This is a genomic window from Xylanibacter brevis ATCC 19188 (assembly GCF_000621725.1).
Lineage (GTDB): Bacteria > Bacteroidota > Bacteroidia > Bacteroidales > Bacteroidaceae > Prevotella > Prevotella brevis.
This window is the reverse complement of the sequence record NZ_JHXM01000019.1, coordinates 56,674-76,522: the sequence shown is the minus strand read 5'-3', so window position 1 is coordinate 76,522 and position 19,849 is coordinate 56,674. Positions and strand designations below refer to the sequence as shown.

Annotated in this window: 17 protein-coding genes and 1 pseudogene; 3 read left to right on the top strand and 15 right to left on the bottom strand. The window is 43.8% G+C overall.

What is annotated here, in order from left to right:
• The first annotated feature begins 107 nt into the window (after window positions 1–107).
• Window positions 108–962 (top strand): OmpA/MotB family protein, encoded by an 855-nt coding sequence (locus T433_RS0110595; protein WP_027455781.1) that lies wholly within the window; start codon window positions 108–110, stop codon window positions 960–962.
• A gap of 86 nt (window positions 963–1,048) precedes the next feature.
• Here the strand turns inward: T433_RS0110595 and T433_RS15190 are convergent, their stop codons facing one another.
• From T433_RS15190 to T433_RS0110510, 15 genes and pseudogenes are all read right to left on the bottom strand, one after another.
• Window positions 1,049–1,852: an ADP-ribosylglycohydrolase family protein gene (locus T433_RS15190; RefSeq protein WP_248616514.1), complete on the bottom strand. Its 804-nt coding sequence runs from the start codon at window positions 1,850–1,852 to the stop codon at window positions 1,049–1,051.
• 20 nt (window positions 1,853–1,872) lie between these two features.
• Complete coding sequence (locus tag T433_RS0110585) at window positions 1,873–2,769, bottom strand: hypothetical protein (protein WP_027455780.1); 897 nt, start codon at window positions 2,767–2,769, stop codon at window positions 1,873–1,875.
• Between the two features lie 201 nt (window positions 2,770–2,970).
• A complete protein-coding gene (locus T433_RS0110575) occupies window positions 2,971–3,345 on the bottom strand; it encodes a hypothetical protein (RefSeq protein WP_027455778.1) in 375 nt (124 codons plus the stop codon).
• A gap of 12 nt (window positions 3,346–3,357) precedes the next feature.
• Window positions 3,358–4,383, bottom strand: coding sequence for a hypothetical protein (locus tag T433_RS0110570; protein ID WP_027455777.1), 1,026 nt, complete (start codon window positions 4,381–4,383; stop codon window positions 3,358–3,360).
• A 336-nt stretch (window positions 4,384–4,719) separates the two neighbouring features.
• Window positions 4,720–5,202, bottom strand: a complete 483-nt coding sequence (locus T433_RS0110560; protein ID WP_027455775.1) for a hypothetical protein — start codon at window positions 5,200–5,202, stop codon at window positions 4,720–4,722.
• Window positions 5,203–5,207: 5 nt separating this feature from the next.
• A pseudogene (locus T433_RS16260) lies at window positions 5,208–5,450 on the bottom strand (PIN domain-containing protein); the annotation flags it as partial.
• A 278-nt stretch (window positions 5,451–5,728) separates the two neighbouring features.
• Entirely contained in the window at window positions 5,729–6,691 is a 963-nt protein-coding gene (locus tag T433_RS0110555) for a hypothetical protein (RefSeq protein WP_027455774.1), read from the bottom strand.
• 327 nt (window positions 6,692–7,018) lie between these two features.
• Window positions 7,019–7,417, bottom strand: a complete 399-nt coding sequence (locus tag T433_RS15185) for a hypothetical protein (RefSeq protein ID WP_044109706.1) — start codon at window positions 7,415–7,417, stop codon at window positions 7,019–7,021.
• Window positions 7,414–11,580 carry a DEAD/DEAH box helicase gene (locus tag T433_RS15180; RefSeq protein WP_044109718.1) on the bottom strand — a complete coding sequence of 1,389 codons (4,167 nt, stop codon included), beginning with the start codon at window positions 11,578–11,580 and terminating at the stop codon, window positions 7,414–7,416. The genes T433_RS15185 and T433_RS15180 overlap by 4 nt, the downstream gene beginning before the upstream one ends.
• A gap of 36 nt (window positions 11,581–11,616) precedes the next feature.
• Window positions 11,617–12,159 (bottom strand): tetratricopeptide repeat protein, encoded by a 543-nt coding sequence (locus T433_RS15960; protein ID WP_052357082.1) that lies wholly within the window; start codon window positions 12,157–12,159, stop codon window positions 11,617–11,619.
• A 1-nt stretch (window position 12,160) separates the two neighbouring features.
• A complete protein-coding gene (locus T433_RS0110530; protein ID WP_027455772.1) occupies window positions 12,161–13,228 on the bottom strand; it encodes a DUF1848 domain-containing protein in 1,068 nt (355 codons plus the stop codon).
• 75 nt (window positions 13,229–13,303) lie between these two features.
• Window positions 13,304–13,990: a pepsin/retropepsin-like aspartic protease family protein gene (locus T433_RS0110525; protein ID WP_027455771.1), complete on the bottom strand. Its 687-nt coding sequence runs from the start codon at window positions 13,988–13,990 to the stop codon at window positions 13,304–13,306.
• 18 nt (window positions 13,991–14,008) lie between these two features.
• Window positions 14,009–14,179 carry a hypothetical protein gene (locus tag T433_RS16530; protein WP_155808479.1) on the bottom strand — a complete coding sequence of 57 codons (171 nt, stop codon included), beginning with the start codon at window positions 14,177–14,179 and terminating at the stop codon, window positions 14,009–14,011.
• Window positions 14,180–14,577: 398 nt separating this feature from the next.
• Complete coding sequence (locus T433_RS0110515; RefSeq protein ID WP_027455770.1) at window positions 14,578–15,303, bottom strand: DUF2461 domain-containing protein; 726 nt, start codon at window positions 15,301–15,303, stop codon at window positions 14,578–14,580.
• Between the two features lie 73 nt (window positions 15,304–15,376).
• Complete coding sequence (locus T433_RS0110510) at window positions 15,377–15,853, bottom strand: hypothetical protein (protein WP_155808478.1); 477 nt, start codon at window positions 15,851–15,853, stop codon at window positions 15,377–15,379.
• Between the two features lie 283 nt (window positions 15,854–16,136).
• On the opposite strand from T433_RS0110510, the gene pepT reads away from it, so the two are divergent.
• Entirely contained in the window at window positions 16,137–17,360 is a 1,224-nt protein-coding gene (pepT, locus tag T433_RS0110505; protein WP_027455768.1) for a peptidase T, read from the top strand.
• On the top strand, window positions 17,353–19,626 hold the full coding sequence (locus T433_RS0110500; protein ID WP_027455767.1) for a cation:proton antiporter: 2,274 nt from the start codon (window positions 17,353–17,355) through the stop codon (window positions 19,624–19,626). Before pepT ends, T433_RS0110500 begins: the two co-directional genes overlap by 8 nt.
• Window positions 19,627–19,849 lie beyond the last annotated feature (223 nt).

Here is a 19,849-nt window from a genome sequence, read left to right as displayed (position 1 = left end):
GCGAGGTTAAAAATCGCTAATTCCAATTGACTTTTGGTGGTTTTAATAGTCGTATAAGTATATTTGCACCCGATTTTTTATGTTTAATCAATAAAAACTGAACGATTATGAAGAAGAACATGATGATGGTTGCAGCCGTGGCTGCCATACTGCTGAGCAGCTGTGCCAGCAAAAAAGAACTGACCGAATGTCGCGACGACAACAAGGCACTGACGGCCAACCTGCAGAACACACGCGAGGACCTGGCTGGCAAGAATGCACGCATCACCTCGCTCGAGGAACAGATCAAAAACCAGCAGAAAGCACTGGACGAACAAAAGGCTGCCTACGCCAAACTGCAGGCATCGCTCGACAAGAGCCTCTCAAACGCCTCGCAAAACAATGTGTCTATCGATAAACTCGTAGACCAGATCAACGAGTCGAACCAGTATATCCGCCACCTGGTAGAGGTGAAGTCAAAGAGCGACTCGCTGAACATGGTGCTCAGCAACAACCTCACCCGCTCGCTCTCGAAAGAGGAACTGAAAGAGGTTGACGTACAAGTGCTGAAAGGCGTGGTATATATCTCGCTGGCAGACAACATGTTATACAAGAGCGGCTCTTACGAAATCAACGACCGTGCCGCCGAGACCCTGTCTAAGATTGCCAAGATCATCACCGACTATAAAGACTACGACGTGCTGATCGAGGGTAACACGGACAACGTGCCCATTGCGCGCGAAAACATCCGCAACAACTGGGACCTCTCTTGTCTGCGTGCATCGTCGGTAGTACAGGCTCTCCAGACCAAGTATGGTGTTGATCCCAAGCGCCTCACCGCAGGCGGTCGTGGCGAGTACAACCCCTTGCAGAGCAACGACACCGAGCTGGGCAAGCAGCGCAACCGTCGCACCCAGATCATCATCACGCCAAAGCTCGACGAGTTTATGGAGCTCATCGGCGAGGCCCCCGAGACGAAGTAAGCCCTATATTAATATCATATTTGCAGAAAAGAGCGCTACCCCACCACAGATAGCGCTCTTTTCATTTTTTCGTTCGTCAGCAGTCCTCACCGCCGTTCGTCAATCATTTCCAGAAAGCTGTTCTTGATGTCCCTCAGATCATCCGTCAGCAGAGCATCACACCGCTCTGCTATCTCCTCAGGAATAGCATACCTACAAGCAGCAATAGCCCCAGCCATCGCACCTATCGTGTCAGAGTCGCCACCAAGCGAGATAGCCAGGCGTATAACCTCTTCAAACGAGTTCCCTTCCAAGAAAGCAATTATCGACTCAGGCACACTTCCCTGACACGACACGTCAAACCCGTATCGCGGACGAATCTCCGCTATCGTGCGATGCAGGTCGTAGCCAAACGTCCTCTCCACATACTCCCTCATCTCCTCCTTCGACCATCCTTGCCTACACAGGAACACACACGCCGCTATCGCCTGCGCCCCTTTTACTCCTTCAGGATGATTATGACTCACAGACGCCGTCAAAGCCCCTAGAGCCAATGCCTCGTCAAGCGTCCTGGCATACAGTCCCACAGGGCTCACCCTCATGCCAGCCCCGTTGCCCCAACTATTATACGGCTGAGGATTCTCCTCGCAGAGCCACCCCATGAATCGTCCGCCATACCCCGCATAAGGATGACGCCTGCCAAGCTCCTGCATGCAACAAACCAAATGGTGAATACTATGCGTCGCATCCTCCAGCAGCCATTTTGCCACCGCCAACGTCATCACCGAGTCATCCGTAAAACGGCACCCCCTCTCAAACATCACGAAGTCCGTTTTCTTCGTGTTATACCATTCATACGTAGAGCCAACGATGTCGCCCACCAAAGCCCCCAGCATCTTAATCTTTTCCATAACGTAATTGTTTAATACCATTATAATTTGTCATCATTAACAGAATCAGGCCCCACCTGGACGTACTGATGCTTTTCCCATACCACATTAAAGCCTGGATAATTTAATAGTGCTTTGTCCGTACAGTCGTCGGGCAAAAGACAATCCAGGACATCACCACCTATCATCCCCAAACCTTTATTCTGATTTTTTAGCTGGAGGAGCTTTGTACGCATCATCTGATTGGTACAATTGTCATAAACAACTTTCAATTCATCAGACAATTGTTCAGACACCTGACGTCGATAGTTCATCCATTCATTCCAAAGTTGCCACTCTTTACGGAGATTTTCCTGATAATCCATTCTGTAGTCATTATACTCATCTTCTCCTGCCACTTTTATGAATATCCTATAGGCTCTCGATATCATGCCCGAGGTAAACCTTGTTTTACTGAACGATGTACGTTTTCCTTGCATGTGGAGATAGAGATTTCGGAAAGACGCCTCCCTGAGACTTATTCCCTGTTTAAGCATATCATCAACAAACATGGGCGTTGAACTGCCATGATACTCACAACCCGCCAGTTCACGCACTCCCTTCTGATACCTCTTCCAGTACTTTTTCTCTTTGTTGAAGACATCCCGGTATTGAGGTAATAGCACCAACAACTGCTGAAACTCCCTCTCTATACTATCATTGTATTCAAGCATCCATGTTCCATGAAGATCGTTCAATTCTCTTTGATCTTGGTATTCATATCCCTGGTTCTCCTCCCTTACCGAATCTTTCTCTCCACCAACATCAACGCACGAGTCAGCCCCTGCCCCTTCAGCAACAGTTTCCACCTCATTATCCGCCACAGGCTTCTCCGCCGTCCCTTTACAGCAGGCGAAGAAAACAATGGCAAAAACGAAAGCAATATACACCTTTTTCATAACATAACAGTTTTGTTTGCAAGGCTGCGATTAAGCAAGTACAAAAGAGAGTTAGCTCTCATTTTGTCGAGCATTAGCAGCTTCGCACTTTTTTTGCTAAGATAGCAAAATCCAACCATTAAACCAAACCTTTTCGCCCCGCAAGGCTTGCGGATTTTTATTTTTCTCTCCTTAGAAAACACATATGTCACTCACCTGTCCCTAGACACAAAATTCGGCGTTCTTATAGCTGGGTGTCAAGATGCTGCCACCACCATTAAAACCATGCTCTCGCAATATGGCATCGTCAAGTTCATAGCCTTTATACTCATCCCGGTACTCCAATTTGTATGTAGGATCGTGTGATGGTGACACTTGCCAGTATTTGTCATCTTGTCTGTCACAATTCTCAGCAACGACCTGGGTTTTGAAACGGACACGGCGTTCATCTGAGACATATAGGTAAACGTAATCACCGATGTTCATTTTAAAGCTTTTTCTTGCTTTCCAGTTGACAAAGCCCAATTCATACAAGGCTTCTGCATGGTGACAGTAGTCTCGATTTGCAAATACTAACCAGTTCTTGTAACCTTTCATACGACCCAAAAATTAGAATGGCAATGTATCATCATTTATGTCAAGCCCCAAATCTCCAACAAGTTTCTTAACAGCAGGATTTTCGGCTATCAATTCTTTCAGAGCAGTAGGATCTGCAGGTTCAGGAAATTCAGGCTTCGACGGTCTCTTGATTCCTTCACGAATTTTGTTCTCTTTGAACCATTCATGTGGAGTAAGAATGCTATCGACATTAAAATTCTCTGTCTCTTTGTATTTGTCATCCAGTGCGAGATAAGCGTATTTCTTGGCTATTTTTGCCTTTGCTTCTCGTAAATCATATTCGAGTAAGTCCGCAGTTAAAACGGTCTTGTACTCTGAGCTGCTGAATACAGTTCTTTGCACGCCTTCATTCCACGTTTCAAACTGTCGTACAACGTCTATCAAATCCATCTGCCTCAAATAATAGACAGCCAGATTTACACTCTGGAAGAGGATAGGACTGATGATAGCATCTTTACCTACAGTCGCATACCTTGATAACTGAGTATAATAGCTGTCCTCAGTGCAGACATCGTGAACTGTTTTATAAAGCAGATCACGCGCTTCATCATCTGACAATGGCCTATCTGTATGATATAGCACAGATAGGTAGTCTGTTACCGAAAGCTTGCTTCTGTCAATAATATAGTTCTTATCCTCTGCTAATCGCAGACAAATGAAATAATAATCTCTATCATCGGTAAACTTATCGATGTTTTGAGATAGGTATTTTGTCGGGAAGTGGCGTGTTACCACCCAAGAGCACTTATCTTCATGCAACTGTTCCCATAGCTCCTTTATTCTAGGTTCAAATGATTTATCCCAGTTGTCAACAAGTTTAGAATATGCCCATAACCTATCGGTCTTTCCCGATTCAAGGAAAGCTTGCATGATCTTCTTCTGATCCTTCCAATCCAGATGGTCAAAACGTCTCTGAATTTCTTCACGGGACTCTGCGACTTTGCCACTTTTCTTGTTGATATAGTTCTTAATCAACGTGGCTACTGGGGTATTTCGTTTCTTTATATCGAATTTCATCTATGTATCTTATTAAAATGGTAAGTCATCTGTTGCGTCTGGCTCTGTGGCTTGGGGTATAATAGGCACCATAAATGGAGGCGCAGGATAAGGCATGACGGTTGGATCAAGAGGCATTCTTCCTGAACCTGGCATAATACCACAATCTGCATGTGGGTTTTCTATTTTCAGCCTATCTAAGTCATCCGCAGAGATATAAAGCCTAGACTTTCTCTTTACCTCCTTGAACTGACGTATTATACTTTCTTCATTTGCGTGACGCGGAACCTGTCCCCCTGTCACACTCACCTGTCCATAGACGCAATTTTACAAAACATATTCGTAATCTGTTATAACTTATAAAATTTCCGTTTTCACTTTTCTTTGCTTTTCCATTTCCCATTTCCACAGATAATCATCAAAAAGTTTCTCGATATTTTGGTTAACCAGTGGAAAGAACCTGTCCAAGTAAATCTTCTCATTTCTATTTTCAAAAGCATTCTCTAACCACACAAAGATACCAATAATAATCCAAGAAGAAATAAAACATATAGGAAGTCCCCATGCAGATTCTTGCTTATCTAGCCACAAAAATAACGCAGGAGTAACGGATAACGTTAATAATATACCTACAAAAGAAATGGCTATTATAACTCGTTTCTCACGTTTAGTATTCCATTCGTTATTTAATTTTTGACCTAACTTCAAATCTTCAGCATATTTTTTACATTCTTCCTCAGTTACATAATAATCCCTAGGATCGCAATATTTGTCATTGTATTTATTAATTGCAGATATAACGAAATCTGGATTTGTTTCATATCGATTAAAAAGTTCCATATCTATTATCTTCTCAAGAATTCTTTTAAAGAGATTGTGGCAATTCCCAATCCATTCGCTTTTACTTGTAATCCATTATCCGATGTCATTAATATCGGATTCTCATGTTTGAACTTTAATGCAACTGTTAAGATGCTATTATCTGGAGATTTCTTATTGAAATCTGAAGGAAGTAATTCGGGATTCGATAGTACCATCTTTACATTTCGTCTATCCATTGCCTTATTTATATTACGCAAGGCTTTTTCGACATTTTGTTTCTCTGTTTCTTTTGTTTAAACAACTATTCACTAAATCTATTGCTTTTGCAAAAATACTAATTTATTATCAGATATTTGTTAGTATTTACTCCGCAAGCCTTGTGAAAAAAGGCATTTTATAAGCTTTTAATTATTGGATGTTGCAAATATATGAAATAAACTCATAAGTTCCAAATCCAAACTGGACTTTTTTTCTTTTTGCATGTCATTAATTGCAGCAAACCATATGTCACTCACCTGTCCATATACACAATAAAACATATTATTTAATCTAAATTCCAAATTGCTTCCATATCACCACCAAGTGCATCATACATTGCTTCTTCATGGCTATAATGTTCCCACTCATTATAATCATCTTCTTTTTCGTTTGCTTCCTCTTCTTCGTCATATTCGTCATTATTGATTTTACCGAAGTTTTCAGTATCGAAGGGGAAAAAACAAAGAGAATCACCAGAGAATTTTATCCTCTCATTGTAGCATATAATTGAATTACATTCCTTTTCAAATTGTTCTTTATCTTCAAAATAAGCATGAACTTCATCTAATGTCTTACTTGTGAAGAGATTTATTCCAGTTGTATGAATAGAATCTTCTTTTTTTATTTGACTTCTTACTTTGATAACTTGACAGTCATATAAAACAGAATCATCGTCTTTGCTCGTTTCGATTATTCCAAGTGTGTAACCGTTTTGTGGTACGGCTATTGCATAATATTCAAATGGGAGTTTTAGTTTTGAAAATAATATTAGCCCAACTTTTTCATTTGGATTCTGAACGAAAGCTAATCCATTGGCTATTACATAGAATCTTTGATACAGAGATTTTGAAATAGCCATTTTCCTAATTGAAATTCTGAAAAACTCTTTTTCTTCATCATAAACAAGCGTATAGGCTCTATGTGGAGTTTTCTTTAATCCACCGATGCTATAGAGTAACTGCCCTTTTTTGTCGAATAAGTCCAATCCACGCCAATTCTTCCCTATCAAGAACCTACCGAAGTCATAAATTCTTCGGTATTCAAAGGGTACAAGTAATTGGTGAACCATGTTCACGCATCCCCATGCTTCTGCTTTTTCACAGTCCTCAACCTTTATGACAAATGCAATATCTTCATCTTCACAGAAATATGCTGTTTTATACAATCCTATTGGGTTGTATCTGCTTCGGACATAATGATTCACAAACTTTTGATGTTTTAGAGTTAATTTCTTTTTAAATATTCTCATAAAGACTAATAATAGGATGAAAAACCGAAATATTCATATGCTTTTACAGACTGGAAAATGTATCATGAATCACCCTTAAGTCTAGGGACAGTCCCCAGATATATGTGTCTCACACTTCACCTTCTCAGCCATCTCCAAGTCTTCGTATATATCACTACCAAGTAATATCTTTGTTAAAAAATCTTTTAACGCCATGTAACTTCTTTTTAATATATTAACCGATAATACTCTCGCTTTCGTCACTATGTTTATCTTTATTCTTAAGAACTGCCTTTTTGCTGGTATTTGCATAACAATACACACAGAAATGACGGCAGGTTTTATAAACTATTTCAAAACAAGGAATAAAATTGCAACAATAGTAGCAAGCGATACAGCATTGACGATTAAGCTGTACTTCAGTTTTGTTTGGATATCAACCAATGAGTCTTTAAACTCTTCTGATGCATTGGAAAGTTTTTCAGTTGCAGCAGTTGCAGCATTAATGACTGTTTCACGGTCTTTCTCAAACGCCTTTACTTTCTGAGAATAATCCTTGCCGATGGTATCAACAAGTTCCTGAATCTTAGTCGTAATAGTGCCGAGTTTACTGACATACTCAGCGGTAGTTGAATTAAGACCATCGTAGGAATTGACAGTCTTTTCCACTTGTTTTCGTGCGGACTCCATGCTTTTAAGTCCTTGCTCTAACTCTCTAAGTGAGTTGTTGATTTTCTCGTCGATCATATTTCATTGTATATTTGATTAATTCTATTGAGTTCTGCAACATGATCTTCCAGCTGAATGGCAAACTGCATCTTCTCTATATACACCTTGTCTTCTGAAAGTATGGCTGTATGCTGCAATAACAAATCAGTATATTCATTGAGAAGGCCAAGTTTCCCTTGGGATGCATACAATCTCATGACTGCTTTGTAGTCGTCATATAGTTCTTGCTCCAGCATCTCATTCTCATGTTGACCAAGGAACAGGATGCAGAATATATTCAAGAGGTTCAGCACAGGGTTCATTTCTGCGATAGCACGTCTGATGAGACGTACAGCACCTTGCAAGTGCTTGATATTGTCTTTTTGGGAATCATTGTTGACAATATCAGGATCAACCACCCTCATATACTTTCTCACAAGATTGAAATCTGATATTTCACTTTCACTGTGAATATCGTAATTGGTGTCATCTTTGAGTGAGAATGGTATTTCCTGGCGCACACTTGAATCATATGTAACGAAGCCTTCTCTTGCATATTTAGAATTGAAATAGTAATAAATAAAGTCCTTCAGTTCTTCATTCGTTTCTTTCCAGTCCTTGCCTGAGCTGATAGCCATATTACAGAATTGCTCCATATCCAAGATACCCCTGGCTCTCTTATCCGCAATACTCTTATATATAAAAGAGGTAAGGTGCTTCAAGCATGCCATGATGACACCATCATTGACCGCCATCTGCTTGACTTCATTAATCATGATGTCAACCCTATCCTCGGAGTAATATTTCCGATAGTATTGACTGAGGTAATCATAATAGTGCGATTCGTCCTGACATACTGTCGTAATACGGAAAGTCTTTTGGGCGTAGTCCTCTGTAAAGTCATCTATCAAGCCTATAATGCACATTCTGTAGATAGCCTTTTGAATTGCATCTTTGTATTCAGCCGAACCATAGTCCCGAATATAGCTGAATCCTCTGTCATTCTTTGCGTTCTTGGCATTCCATGTACTGAACAGAGGCATTTGCCTTTCTTTTAAATATGTATTATATTCGTCGAGAATATGCTCATTTTCTTCGTATGATACATAATATGTAAGGGTCGTTCCTTTGGCATATCTGTTGATGTATTGAAGAATACCTTTACTATTTCCATATTTCAGAGTCTCAATACCAGCAATCTCTTCATTGCTGATACGGATATTCAGACCATTCATCAAGAGTTCCATCACGTACAACTCAAACTCTTCACCAAGGAAGTTGCTGTCATAGAAGAACTTGTTATTTGTATAGTCTGCAGAGAAATGGCTCCATTGACGAGTCCTGGCATTTATGACAGGATAGGTTTTAGGCGAATACATGATGGTTGCTAAAGCCATCTTTTTGTCACGTCCAGCTCGTCCGGCTTCTTGAACAAATGATTCCAAAGATCCAGGGTAATTCAGGTGAACTGTCAAACGAACGTTTGGTTTGTCAATACCCATTCCAAAAGCTTTTGTCGCAACCATTAGATTTGTCTCACCTGCAAGGAAATCATCCTGACATGACGTATCATCGCCTCCTTTGTATGTCGAAATACGATTGATATTGTGTTCTCTTAGGGTATTGGCTACAGTAGGAACACTCAGTTTTACGTCAGGTTTTCCATCCTTGTTGGCTCGTAAGCAGAACACAATTCCGGCAACATCTGTATGCTTTGCAGTATACCAATCTTCATTAACATCTGTGTGCAGGTCAGTAGAATTGACTTCTGTGATTTTCCCTTCATCAGAGATATTCTCTCTTTCAAGGAATCGTTTCTTAATCTCACTGATGCTATCATCGTTTTGAATCTCTTGTATCTTCTCCGTTGCATCATTAATGGCATTAAGAACCAAATCCTCTTTAATTTCATCAACTTTTCGGGCTTTATCAGCAGCCGAAGCATCCACAGGATAGATATAATATTGGAGTTCCAGTCGATTGGTGTTTTCATATCTGACTGTGGCATCGTCTTCCAATGAATACGAATTACTTCCCGATAGTTCTCTTTCCACATCAGCGAGGACGTCAAACGATGCAGTTGCCGTCAGTCCAAACAGGGATATGTGATTATCTTCGCCTTCGACTTCTTTGGGTAGAACGTAGTTGAAAAGGTTCCGTCCCAGATGCAGGTAAGCAAGTCTGAAGTCATGGCCCCACTCAGAAACGCAGTGAACTTCATCGATAACACCATAAGCAAAGAAAACGTCAGATTCACGCATTGAACGCAAGACCTCTCTGAATCGGTGTATGCTTAGTCGCTCAGGCGATAAGAACATAATCTGTATTTGAGAACCAGTAAGTGCATTTTCCCTTCGTTCTCTTTCTTCTCTGTCCTTTGTGATGTCACTATTAATGTACGAGATACAATCGATACCCGTCTTTAGCAAACCATCATATTGGTCTTTCATAAGACCTCTTAACGGATCAACAACCAAGGTAACGCCAGGTTGTAGTATGGCAGCCAGCTGATAGGTAAGGGATTTACCACCACCTGTTGGCAATAGTCCGATGACACTCTTTAGCTGTAATGCCCGACTAAGGATGGGAAGCTGGCCAGGTCTGAAATCTTCTTTTCTGAAAATCAGGTTCAGAAAATAGCGCAGGTGGCCACAAACATCCTCAATATTGTGATAATTTCCTTGTGTGTCCTTTTCAACGAGAGGTTTATACTTGATTCTCTCAGTTGTATAGAGGAATCTCTCCGCATATACTGACTTTGAAGAGCGAACAATAAAGTAGCAGTCGTTGTTGGCCTTATATTTAGAGAATACCACTTCTTCAGGATTACATAATTGGTCGATAGACACATCAATGATAGCATCATAAGTTGTTTGTGTCTTAGCCTCACTCTTACCATATATGTTAATTTGGGGAAGGGTCATATTCGAATAATCCTGCGTCATGGCAACGATATGATGGTATAGCTCAACAAAATCGTTGATGGCAATCTTTGCCACTGACGTGTCATCTTCAATCACAAGAATATTCAAAGTATCCTTATTCAAATCCATGCGATCGGAAATCATTGCCTCTATGAAGGTCTTCTGAATACGAGCAACTGCATTAAGACTCTTTGCTTTATCCTTCGAACTGATGGTATCCAAGACCTTTTGGCTGGCCAATGTTGGACAACCACGTGAAATAAGATTGCTAACAAGGACATAGACCGGGCAAAGATTCTTATGTGCTGTCATATCAAATGGAGCCAGAATCTCAAAAGCACCTTCTAACAGATAGTGTCCCCTTAAACTTCTATCATAATATGATGCAAATTGCTCATTGGAAATGGTATCAGAATAAGAAGCAAATAGTTGAACGGGAGCAAAGTAACTGTATTTATGGAGAATGTCTTTGTTACGTGTCAGGCTATAGGTGAAACTCTTAATCAGACAACCATACGCTTTTCCATTCGGGTGATGGCCAAAATTAACATCGCGATATTCTGTGAATACCCGTAAGCCTTCCTTCTTAAAATAATAGGTGAAGGTATTGATTCGACTTTCATTTAGATTTGCTGGACCTATACACAGGGCTATATGCTGAGTGCCAGAAGATGTAATCATCTTGGAAACACCCTTCAAACTGACTTTTTCAATATCCAGAATATTCGAGAATATATGTATGGCACATGGTTCATGAACATCTATTTCCGTAATATGCTTATATTTGTCCCTTTCATCAGACGGTAGATAATCAGGAATATTCACTATCTCGGCATTGTGTTCTTCTAGTGCCTGCCTAACATGCAATACAGCTCGTTGCCTGGCCACATTAGAAGGTTCCTCTAATGTGACCTTCTTCAGCTTTGACAACCACCCAAACTGCCGTAATTTTTCAATGATAGCAACAGTACCAATACCCTGACCACATCCCCAATCATAAATCTCCACGCCATTGTTCAGGTTTTTGTATGGGAATTCATTCTCATCTAAGGCGCGAATTAGCTTGTGGCGATGCATCGGGCCATAGGCGGCCATGTATGCACAGCACTGTTCTTCTGTTTCGAGCACAGCGGTACCATGTTCCAACGTTCGTCCCTCGCTATCCCTATACGCCCAAGGACATGGCTTGAATAGATCAGGAACATAACGTAAGGAGACCTTGATAATATCATTTATAGTCAGGTCACTTATCTTTTGTATATCGGTTATGTAGCTCATAAAATCAACATTATCGTATTCCTTCAAGTCATGATGTTAAAATGGCAAGTCCTCGTTATCTAAATCATTTGTGTTATCAGGTGCGAAGCCGTTGTCCACCCAACTGCGTTGATAGAAAGCGAATCCTTGTGTCTCACTATACACACCCAATCTGATAAGCGCATCTATAGCCATATTTAGATGTTTTTCTGCTGCCATTTTATAATAGCTAACGGCTACATCCATGTTTTTTTCGATACCATTACCATTTTCATATGCAACCGCTAAATTGAACAATCCAAAGGGATGACCCATTACTGCCGCTTTTTTATAGTAAAGGACGGCCTTATCATAATCTTGAGCAACCCCATTTCCAAAATAGTAAGATACTCCAAGATTTGAATATGCTTCAGCAGTTCCTTTGCCAGAATCTATTATATATTTCCAGCATGTAACAGCCTGTTGCATCATCTCGCAGCGAGCAAAATCCGTTCCAATGTTGACTATGCTGTCGGTATCACCTTTTTGAGCCAACTTGTGCCATTGCTCATTATAATATAGGCAATTGGGATAATCGTTTATTACTTCGTTTATACTCATATTATTTGCCAGTTATTGTTTCACTAAATGGGTTTTCCTTGTGACATTTCCAGTTTTGTAATGCTAATTGCTTGGAGACATTGGCATAGCAATACTCGCAAAGATGTGGGCAGGTATTATATTCGCCAATGTCTTTTGATGCCATACATTCACAGAACTGTCTTTGCCCAGGATCTTTCTTATGCGTACTGATGAAGTAGTGATTATTAGGCAATACTATGGCTCCTTTAGGTAATTCTGGCTCACCAAACAAAGAAGGAGCAGGTACATCTTCAATCTTGACCTTCATAAAGTCCATGAGTTCTTTATCATCCCATGCAAGGCGGGTAATCAAATCACCATCAATGCAACGATTATGTAGGATGCCATGTTTGTTAATGTCGATTTTTTCGCCACAGGTAGCAAGTTGAAAGTTCCAGCCACGTTCATCATTCATGGCAGAAAGCTTTTCTGCGAAATCTTCCATCAGTCCAACTTCCCATTCATGATAAGGAACACCACTTGCTTCCAAATTGTGCTTCACATTTTTGTACATAGCGATGTCAGCATAGCTAAAAACCAACTTTTCAGTATAATCTTTCAGTTGGTCACCAATCTTCTGGACTTTCTGCAGCAAGTTGTCAACAGAAATATCATCAGTCAATATCATTGGGTCAAATCGCCAGATTACGGCATCTTTCCCAAGTTGATCAACAAGAAGTTTGAATGTTTCAATGCGATCAGTTAGAGAGGGTACTTTTTCTAGTTTCTCTTGCTCATAATCGTTCAGAGTATATTGAATGTAGCACTTGATATTCCGTTCTTTCAGTAAATGCAGATATGGTAATAGTGATTTTGGATTCTTCGACCAGAACACGATAAAGCGTGTATTCTTGTACGATACATAGCCTCTGACCCCATTGAAAGGATTCGTCCAAGCAGAATAACCAACCTTCAGGCGATGGAAAAACCAATCAGCATAAAAGGCAGGAATATCCGTACTTCTACTTGCAGAAACAATTTCAGGAACCTGCATCCATACTTGCTCTCCATTCTCTCTGGTCAATAATTCTTTATTCCAACTTGCCATACATCTATCATGCTATTTTGTTATGCCTACAAAAATACAACTTTATTTTGAAACAACAAGTTTATTTTGCAAAAACTATATCCCCTGCGGAGGGAAAAACAATCGGCCATTCATTATTTGAAGTCGGTAGCGTTTGAATAATTCCACGCCAAAGAGACCATCGGCACCATATAAAAATAACATCGTTGAGATTATCGCGGGAAGTATCCCGAATTGTTGTGAATATGATATGCCTCCTACTAGTAAATCAACGTCACAAGTAAATAATGGCGTTAGGAAGTTGCCTATGTATGGCGAAAAATCTTCGACATTATTTTCTTCCTTCATACCATTGACGAAGTTTGGGCTGATGTATGAGATCTTTGCACCTGAGTCAACAATCATCTTTGCTGTTCTCTTATTGACTTTTACCTTAATACAAAGCAAACCGCCCAGACTACGGCTCATGTTAAGATTACAAAACTCTGTGCCAAAGGGAGCATCATCGTTCATAAGCAAAAAGCCGTCTTTTAGACTAATGGTAGTTGAATGATTGTTAATGATATCCATAGCTATCAAACCCTGTACATCACAACCAATGTTTTGCGACAGGTATTCTGCCAATACTTCTGGAAGAGATGTAGGAACGGTTATGGTTTCATCTCCTATAAAAATATGACCTAAACTATGGAAACTAAGAGGGCTTCCTGTATCAAATACAAGTTTTTGTTCGTTATTAATAATTATATGATTATTTACCATTTTTATTAAATAATCTGTCATAATAGATAATAGTGCATTTTACTTGTTTTTATTCATCACCTCATCAAACCTCTCGCTTACCTCTACCATCCAGTCGGGGAGTTTTTTCATGGCCTGATAAACGAGGGCATCAGGCATCTTCTTGTAATAGGCGTAGGCCATGGGACCTGCAATATCGCCTATAGCTTCGCTAATCAGATAATTCTTCATAAGCATTAAATGTATTGATGTGGCAAAGATACTCTATTATTTTTTAATCTATAGTATATACACGCTCCGCAAGCCTTGTGAAAAAGGAATTTTATAGGCTTTAATTATTGGATTTTGCAAATAAATGAAATAATCGCATAAGTTCCAAATCCAAACTGGACTTTTTTCTTTTTCAAATACTAAAGGGGCACTTTTGCAACGCAAAAGCAGTGGTGTCGCGACTGAAAAGTGGCGCTTTGGTAACTTTCGACTTAAGTCGTGAGATCTTTCGACTTAAGTCGTGAGAACTGTTGACTTAAGTCGTGAGAACTGTTGACTTAAGTCGTGAGATCTTTCGACTTAAGTCGTAAATTGGAATAGTGGCACTTTTAGGTTAGCAAAGCAAAGGCGTTCTATCGTCATTCATAGTCGTCGATCACGGAATTCATCATGTCCATCATGGGCTTGGCGGCACGGAACATGGATGACATTTCGTCGAGCCAATGGTCGGTTTGGAAGAAATCGTTGGGCACACGATGCCAACAGCAATAGTCTTTCAGGCGCAGATAGTGCACATACGCCCAGTCGCGAGGGAAACCCGACGGACAGGTCTTCAGGCGGGTGAGGCCGAAACCCTGGGGCTGGTCCCAGCTATCGACATCGGTGGGAGTGGTGGTATGGTTTGCGTCGGTGCTGCCATAGTAGCTGAGGAACTCGGGACTCTCGACACACTGCAGCCACTGGTCTATGTTGGCCATGATCTCGTTGCGACAAGAGGTGAGGATGTTGGTGGGCAACCAGTAGTTGCCACATGCCACCATACAGTGGTCGGGCTCCAGATGCAGGTAGTAGCCACCGTGCAGCGCCTTCTTGCCATGGGCGGCGATGTAGGCCCCGAAGTGGTTTTTGTAGGGCGACTTGTCGGCAGAGAAGCGCGTGTCGCGATTGAAGCGGTAGGTGCAGTCTTTGACGCGCAGGTGCGACACGGTGGGGTCGAACGTGACGATGCGCTCGATGGCTTGTTGCACGCCACACTCGAAGTCGGCACGCACGGCGTCGTACTCGGCCTTATGCTCCAGATACCAAGCACGGTTGTTGTTGACCTGAATCTGGCGGAGGTATTTCAATATTCTTTTTGTATCCATGGACTCTATTTTTTTCGTTGTTTTACAGATGCAAAGATACTATTTTCTGTTGAAACAACAAAAAAAGGGGGCGTTACTCGTTGCTGATGGGCACGACGAGGGTGCCGTTGAACACAATCTCGCGACTGCTGTTCCAGCGGAACTTATAGTCGGAGAAGGCCACGGTGAAGCTCTCGGCATCGGCACGGGTGATCTGGGCAGAGCCAGAGACGTAGGTGCACTGGCGCTCGTTGATGCCTATGGTGACGCTGGTGGCATCGCGTTCGAAACCGTCGTAGCCCTCGCAAAAGAATGTATAGGGGTTGGTGTCGGCCGGAAACTCCATCAGGAAGTCGCAATAGATGGGGGTCACGATACTCAGGTAGCTGTCGTCGAGCGAGTGGACATACTCGCCAAAAAATCCCAGACAACGCATGTATTCCTGGTCGTAGTCGTGGCTCTGACCGTCAACGGTGATGGTCAGCGGGCCATCGGTCTCTACGTTGAAGTCTTCGTCTATGCTGCATGCCGTCATTGATGCAGCTACTATACACGTTAATATGATATTCAAAATACTCCACTTCTTCATAACAGTTATTCATTTTCATTAGGTTCGTTACCACTGTTAAGAGATTCATCGCTATGAATGGGAAGTCTATGGCATCGATTATGTTGCTACAAAAATAAGGAATAAAACTCGAACAACAAAAATAAAATGAAGAAAATTATCGAAAGCTGCACACAAGGCATAAAAGTGTGCACGAATTAACACGGAATAATTTGGCTCTTCACCGATTATTTTGTACTTTTGTGGCAAAATAAATCAAAATAAAAATACTGCATCATTGAATAGCATGAACATCGTAGAAAGATTTCTGAAATATACACAGTTTGACACGCAGTCGGCAGAAGATAGCGAGAGCGTGCCCAGCACGGAGAAACAGTTGGCTTTTGCAGCCTATCTGAAAGAGGAACTGAAAAGCGAGGGACTGGAAGACGTGGAACTGGACGAACAGGGATATCTGTATGCCACGCTGCCTGCCAACACAAAGGCTGAGGTGCCTACCATCGGATTTATATCGCACTATGACACCAGCCCCGACTGCTCGGGTGCCAACATCCGTCCGCGCATCGTGGAGCACTATGACGGGGGCGACATCGTGCTGAGCGAAGGCATGGTGTCGAGTCCGAAGATGTTTCCAGAACTGCTGGCGCACGTGGGCGAAGACCTGATCGTGACCGATGGCACTACGCTGCTGGGAGCCGACGACAAGGCGGGCATTGCCGAGATTGTGCAGGCCATGGTGTGGCTGAAGGCGCATCCGGAGGTGAAGCACGGCAAGATTCGTGTGGCCTTCAACCCCGACGAGGAGATTGGCATGGGGGCCCACCACTTCGATGTGGAGAAGTTTGGCTGCGAATGGGCCTACACCATGGACGGTGGCGAGGTGGGCGAACTGGAGTTCGAGAACTTCAACGCGGCCAGCGCTAAAATCACCATCAAGGGGCGCAGCGTGCACCCGGGCTATGCGAAAGGCAAAATGCTGAACGCCAGTTTGCTGGCGACTGAGTTCATCGGGATGATGCCTGCCGACGAGCGACCAGAGACCACCGAGGGCTATCAGGGGTTCTTCCACCTGACGGGCATGGCAGGACAAACCGAGCATGCCAAGCTGAGCTACATCATACGCGACCACGACCGCACCCGCTTCGAGGAGCGCAAGCGACTGATGGTGCGTGCGGCTGAACAGCTGAACGAGAAGTATGGCGAGGATACCGTCTGCATTGAACTGGCCGACCAATACTACAATATGAAGGAGAAGATAGACCCGCAGATGCACGTGATAGATCTGGTGCTGAAGGCGATGCAAGAGGCGGGAGTGGCTCCGAAGGTGAAACCCATACGCGGCGGCACCGACGGCGCACAGCTGTCGTTCATGGGACTGCCCTGCCCCAACATCTTTGCCGGTGGCATCAACTTCCACGGCCCATACGAGTTTGTGCCCATCCAGTCGATGGAAAAGGCACAGAACGTGATTATCAAGATATGTGAACTAGTAGGCGAATATAATGGCTGAACTCCCCCCAATGATACAAGACCTGGCGCTGATACTGATGGTGGCAGGCATCGTGACACTGGTGTTCAAAAAGCTGAAGCAACCACTGGTGCTGGGCTATATCGTGGCTGGCTTTCTGGTGTCGCCCCACATGCCATACACGACATCGGTGGTGGACATGTCTAACATCCACCTGTGGGCAGACATCGGCGTGATGTTCTTGCTGTTTTCGCTGGGACTGGACTTCTCGTTCAAAAAGATTCTGAAGATGGGGGCCTCGCCCATCATCTCGACCATCAGCATCATCTTCTCGATGTCGCTGCTGGGCGTCATTGTGGGACATCTGTTCCACTGGTCGCGCATGGACTGCATCTTCCTGGGGGGTATGCTGGCCATGAGCTCTACCACCATTATATATAAGGCGTTCGACGATCTGGGACTGCGACAACAGCAGTTTGCGGGCATGGTGATGTCGGTGCTGATACTCGAGGATATTCTGGCCATCGTGATGATGGTGATGCTGAGCGCCATAGCCAGTGGCAACAATCCCGACAGCGGCGAGATGCTGAGTTCGATACTGAAGATTGTGTTCTTCTTGGTGCTGTGGCTGGTGGTGGGCATCTTTGCGGTGCCTATCTTCCTGCGCAAGGTGCGCCAGCTGATCAACAGCGAGGTGCTGCTCATCGTGTCGCTGGGATTGTGTTGCGGCATGGCGGTATTCTCGTCGAAGGTGGGCTTCTCGTCGGCCTTTGGTGCTTTCATCATGGGCAGCATCCTGGCCGAGACGATCGAGGCCGAGCGCATCGAGAAGCTGGTGGACCCGGTGAAGAACCTGTTTGGTGCCATCTTCTTTGTGTCGGTAGGTATGCTGGTGGACCCACAGATACTGGCAGACTATGCCTTGCCTATCGTCTGTCTGGTGCTGACCATCATCGCAGGTCAGGCGGTGTTCGGCTCGCTGGCCTTCCTGTTGGGTGGCCAGAGTCTGAAGTCGGCCATGCGTTGCGGCTTCTCAATGGCGCAGATTGGTGAGTTCTCGTTCATCATTGCGTCGCTGGGCCTGTCGCTGGGCGTCATTGGCGACTTCCTCTACCCGGTAGTGGTGGCGGTGAGTGTCATCACCACATTCCTGACGCCCTACATGATCAGGCTGGCACTGCCCTCATACAACGTGATGGAGAAGCGCTTGCCAAAGCGCATCATCCGCATGATGAACCATCAGTCGATGAACCAGACCACAAGCAACAACCCCAATAAATGGAAAAAGCTGCTGCTGCAGATGTCGATGAACGTGGTGATATACTCAATCCTCTCGATTGCCGTCATCATCATCATGTTCACGTTCTTCAAGCCTTTGATGATGGAACTGCTAAGGCCGAGATATGCTAACGTGGCCACAGGACTGGTCACCATCTTGCTGATAGCGCCCTTCCTCAGGGCTATGGTGATGAAGAAAAACCGAAGCGAGGAATTCAAGGCGCTGTGGAAAGAGAGCAATCGCAACCGTCTGCCGCTGCTGTTCACCATTCTGTTCAGGATGATGATTGCGCTGGGCTTCGTGTTCTACATCGGACAGCATATTTCTACCTTCGGACCGGCCATCGTGCTCACCATCGGCGTGGTGGTGGTGATAGCCATCATCACCTCGCGCAGCATCAAGCGGCGCAGCATCTTGCTGGAACGTCTGTTTATCAACAACCTGCGCTCTCGCGACATCGAGGCACAGGTGCACGGCAAGAAGAAGCCTCTGTACGAGGGTAAGCTGCTGGATCGCGATATCCATATTGCCGACTTCGACGTGCCTGGCAACTCGATGTGGATGGGACACACGCTGAAACAGTTGAACCTGGGACGAAAGTATGGGGTACACATCAGCAGCATTCTGCGTGGCGGGCGCCGACTGAACATCCCCGATGGCGACTACATCATCTTCCCAGGCGACCGTCTGCAGGCTATCGGCAGCGATGAGCAGTTGGCTAAATTCGGTTTGGCAATAGAAACGGAACTGCTGGGCGAGGACATGGAAATGGAAAAGCGCGAGATGAAGTTGCGCCAGATCGTGATTGGTGCCGACAGTCGTTTCATTGGCAAGACCTTGCAAGAGAGTGGCATCCGCAATCGCTACAGTTGTATGGTGGTGGGAATGGAGGAAGGCAAGGAGAACCTGACAGCCGTGCCTCCTCAGCGCAAATTCGTAGAAGGCGACATCATCTGGATTGTAGGCGAAGAAGAGTCGTTGGAACAGCTGCTGAAAGGCGGTGCGCCTTCGGCGCAAGATGAGAGATGAGAGATGAGAGATGGTGCGCCTTTGGCGCAAACTGAGAGTTGAGAGTTGAGAAGTCTCCCCTTGGGGAGATTTAGAGGGGGTTGGTTGAAAATCCGAGGACTACGTAGGCACTCCCCTCCCTTCAAGGGGAGGGGTTGGGGTGGGGTCTGTAACTCCATTTGCAGTTAGAACAATACTGACCCCACCCCCAACCCCTCCCCTACATGGGAGGGGAGGAAAAACA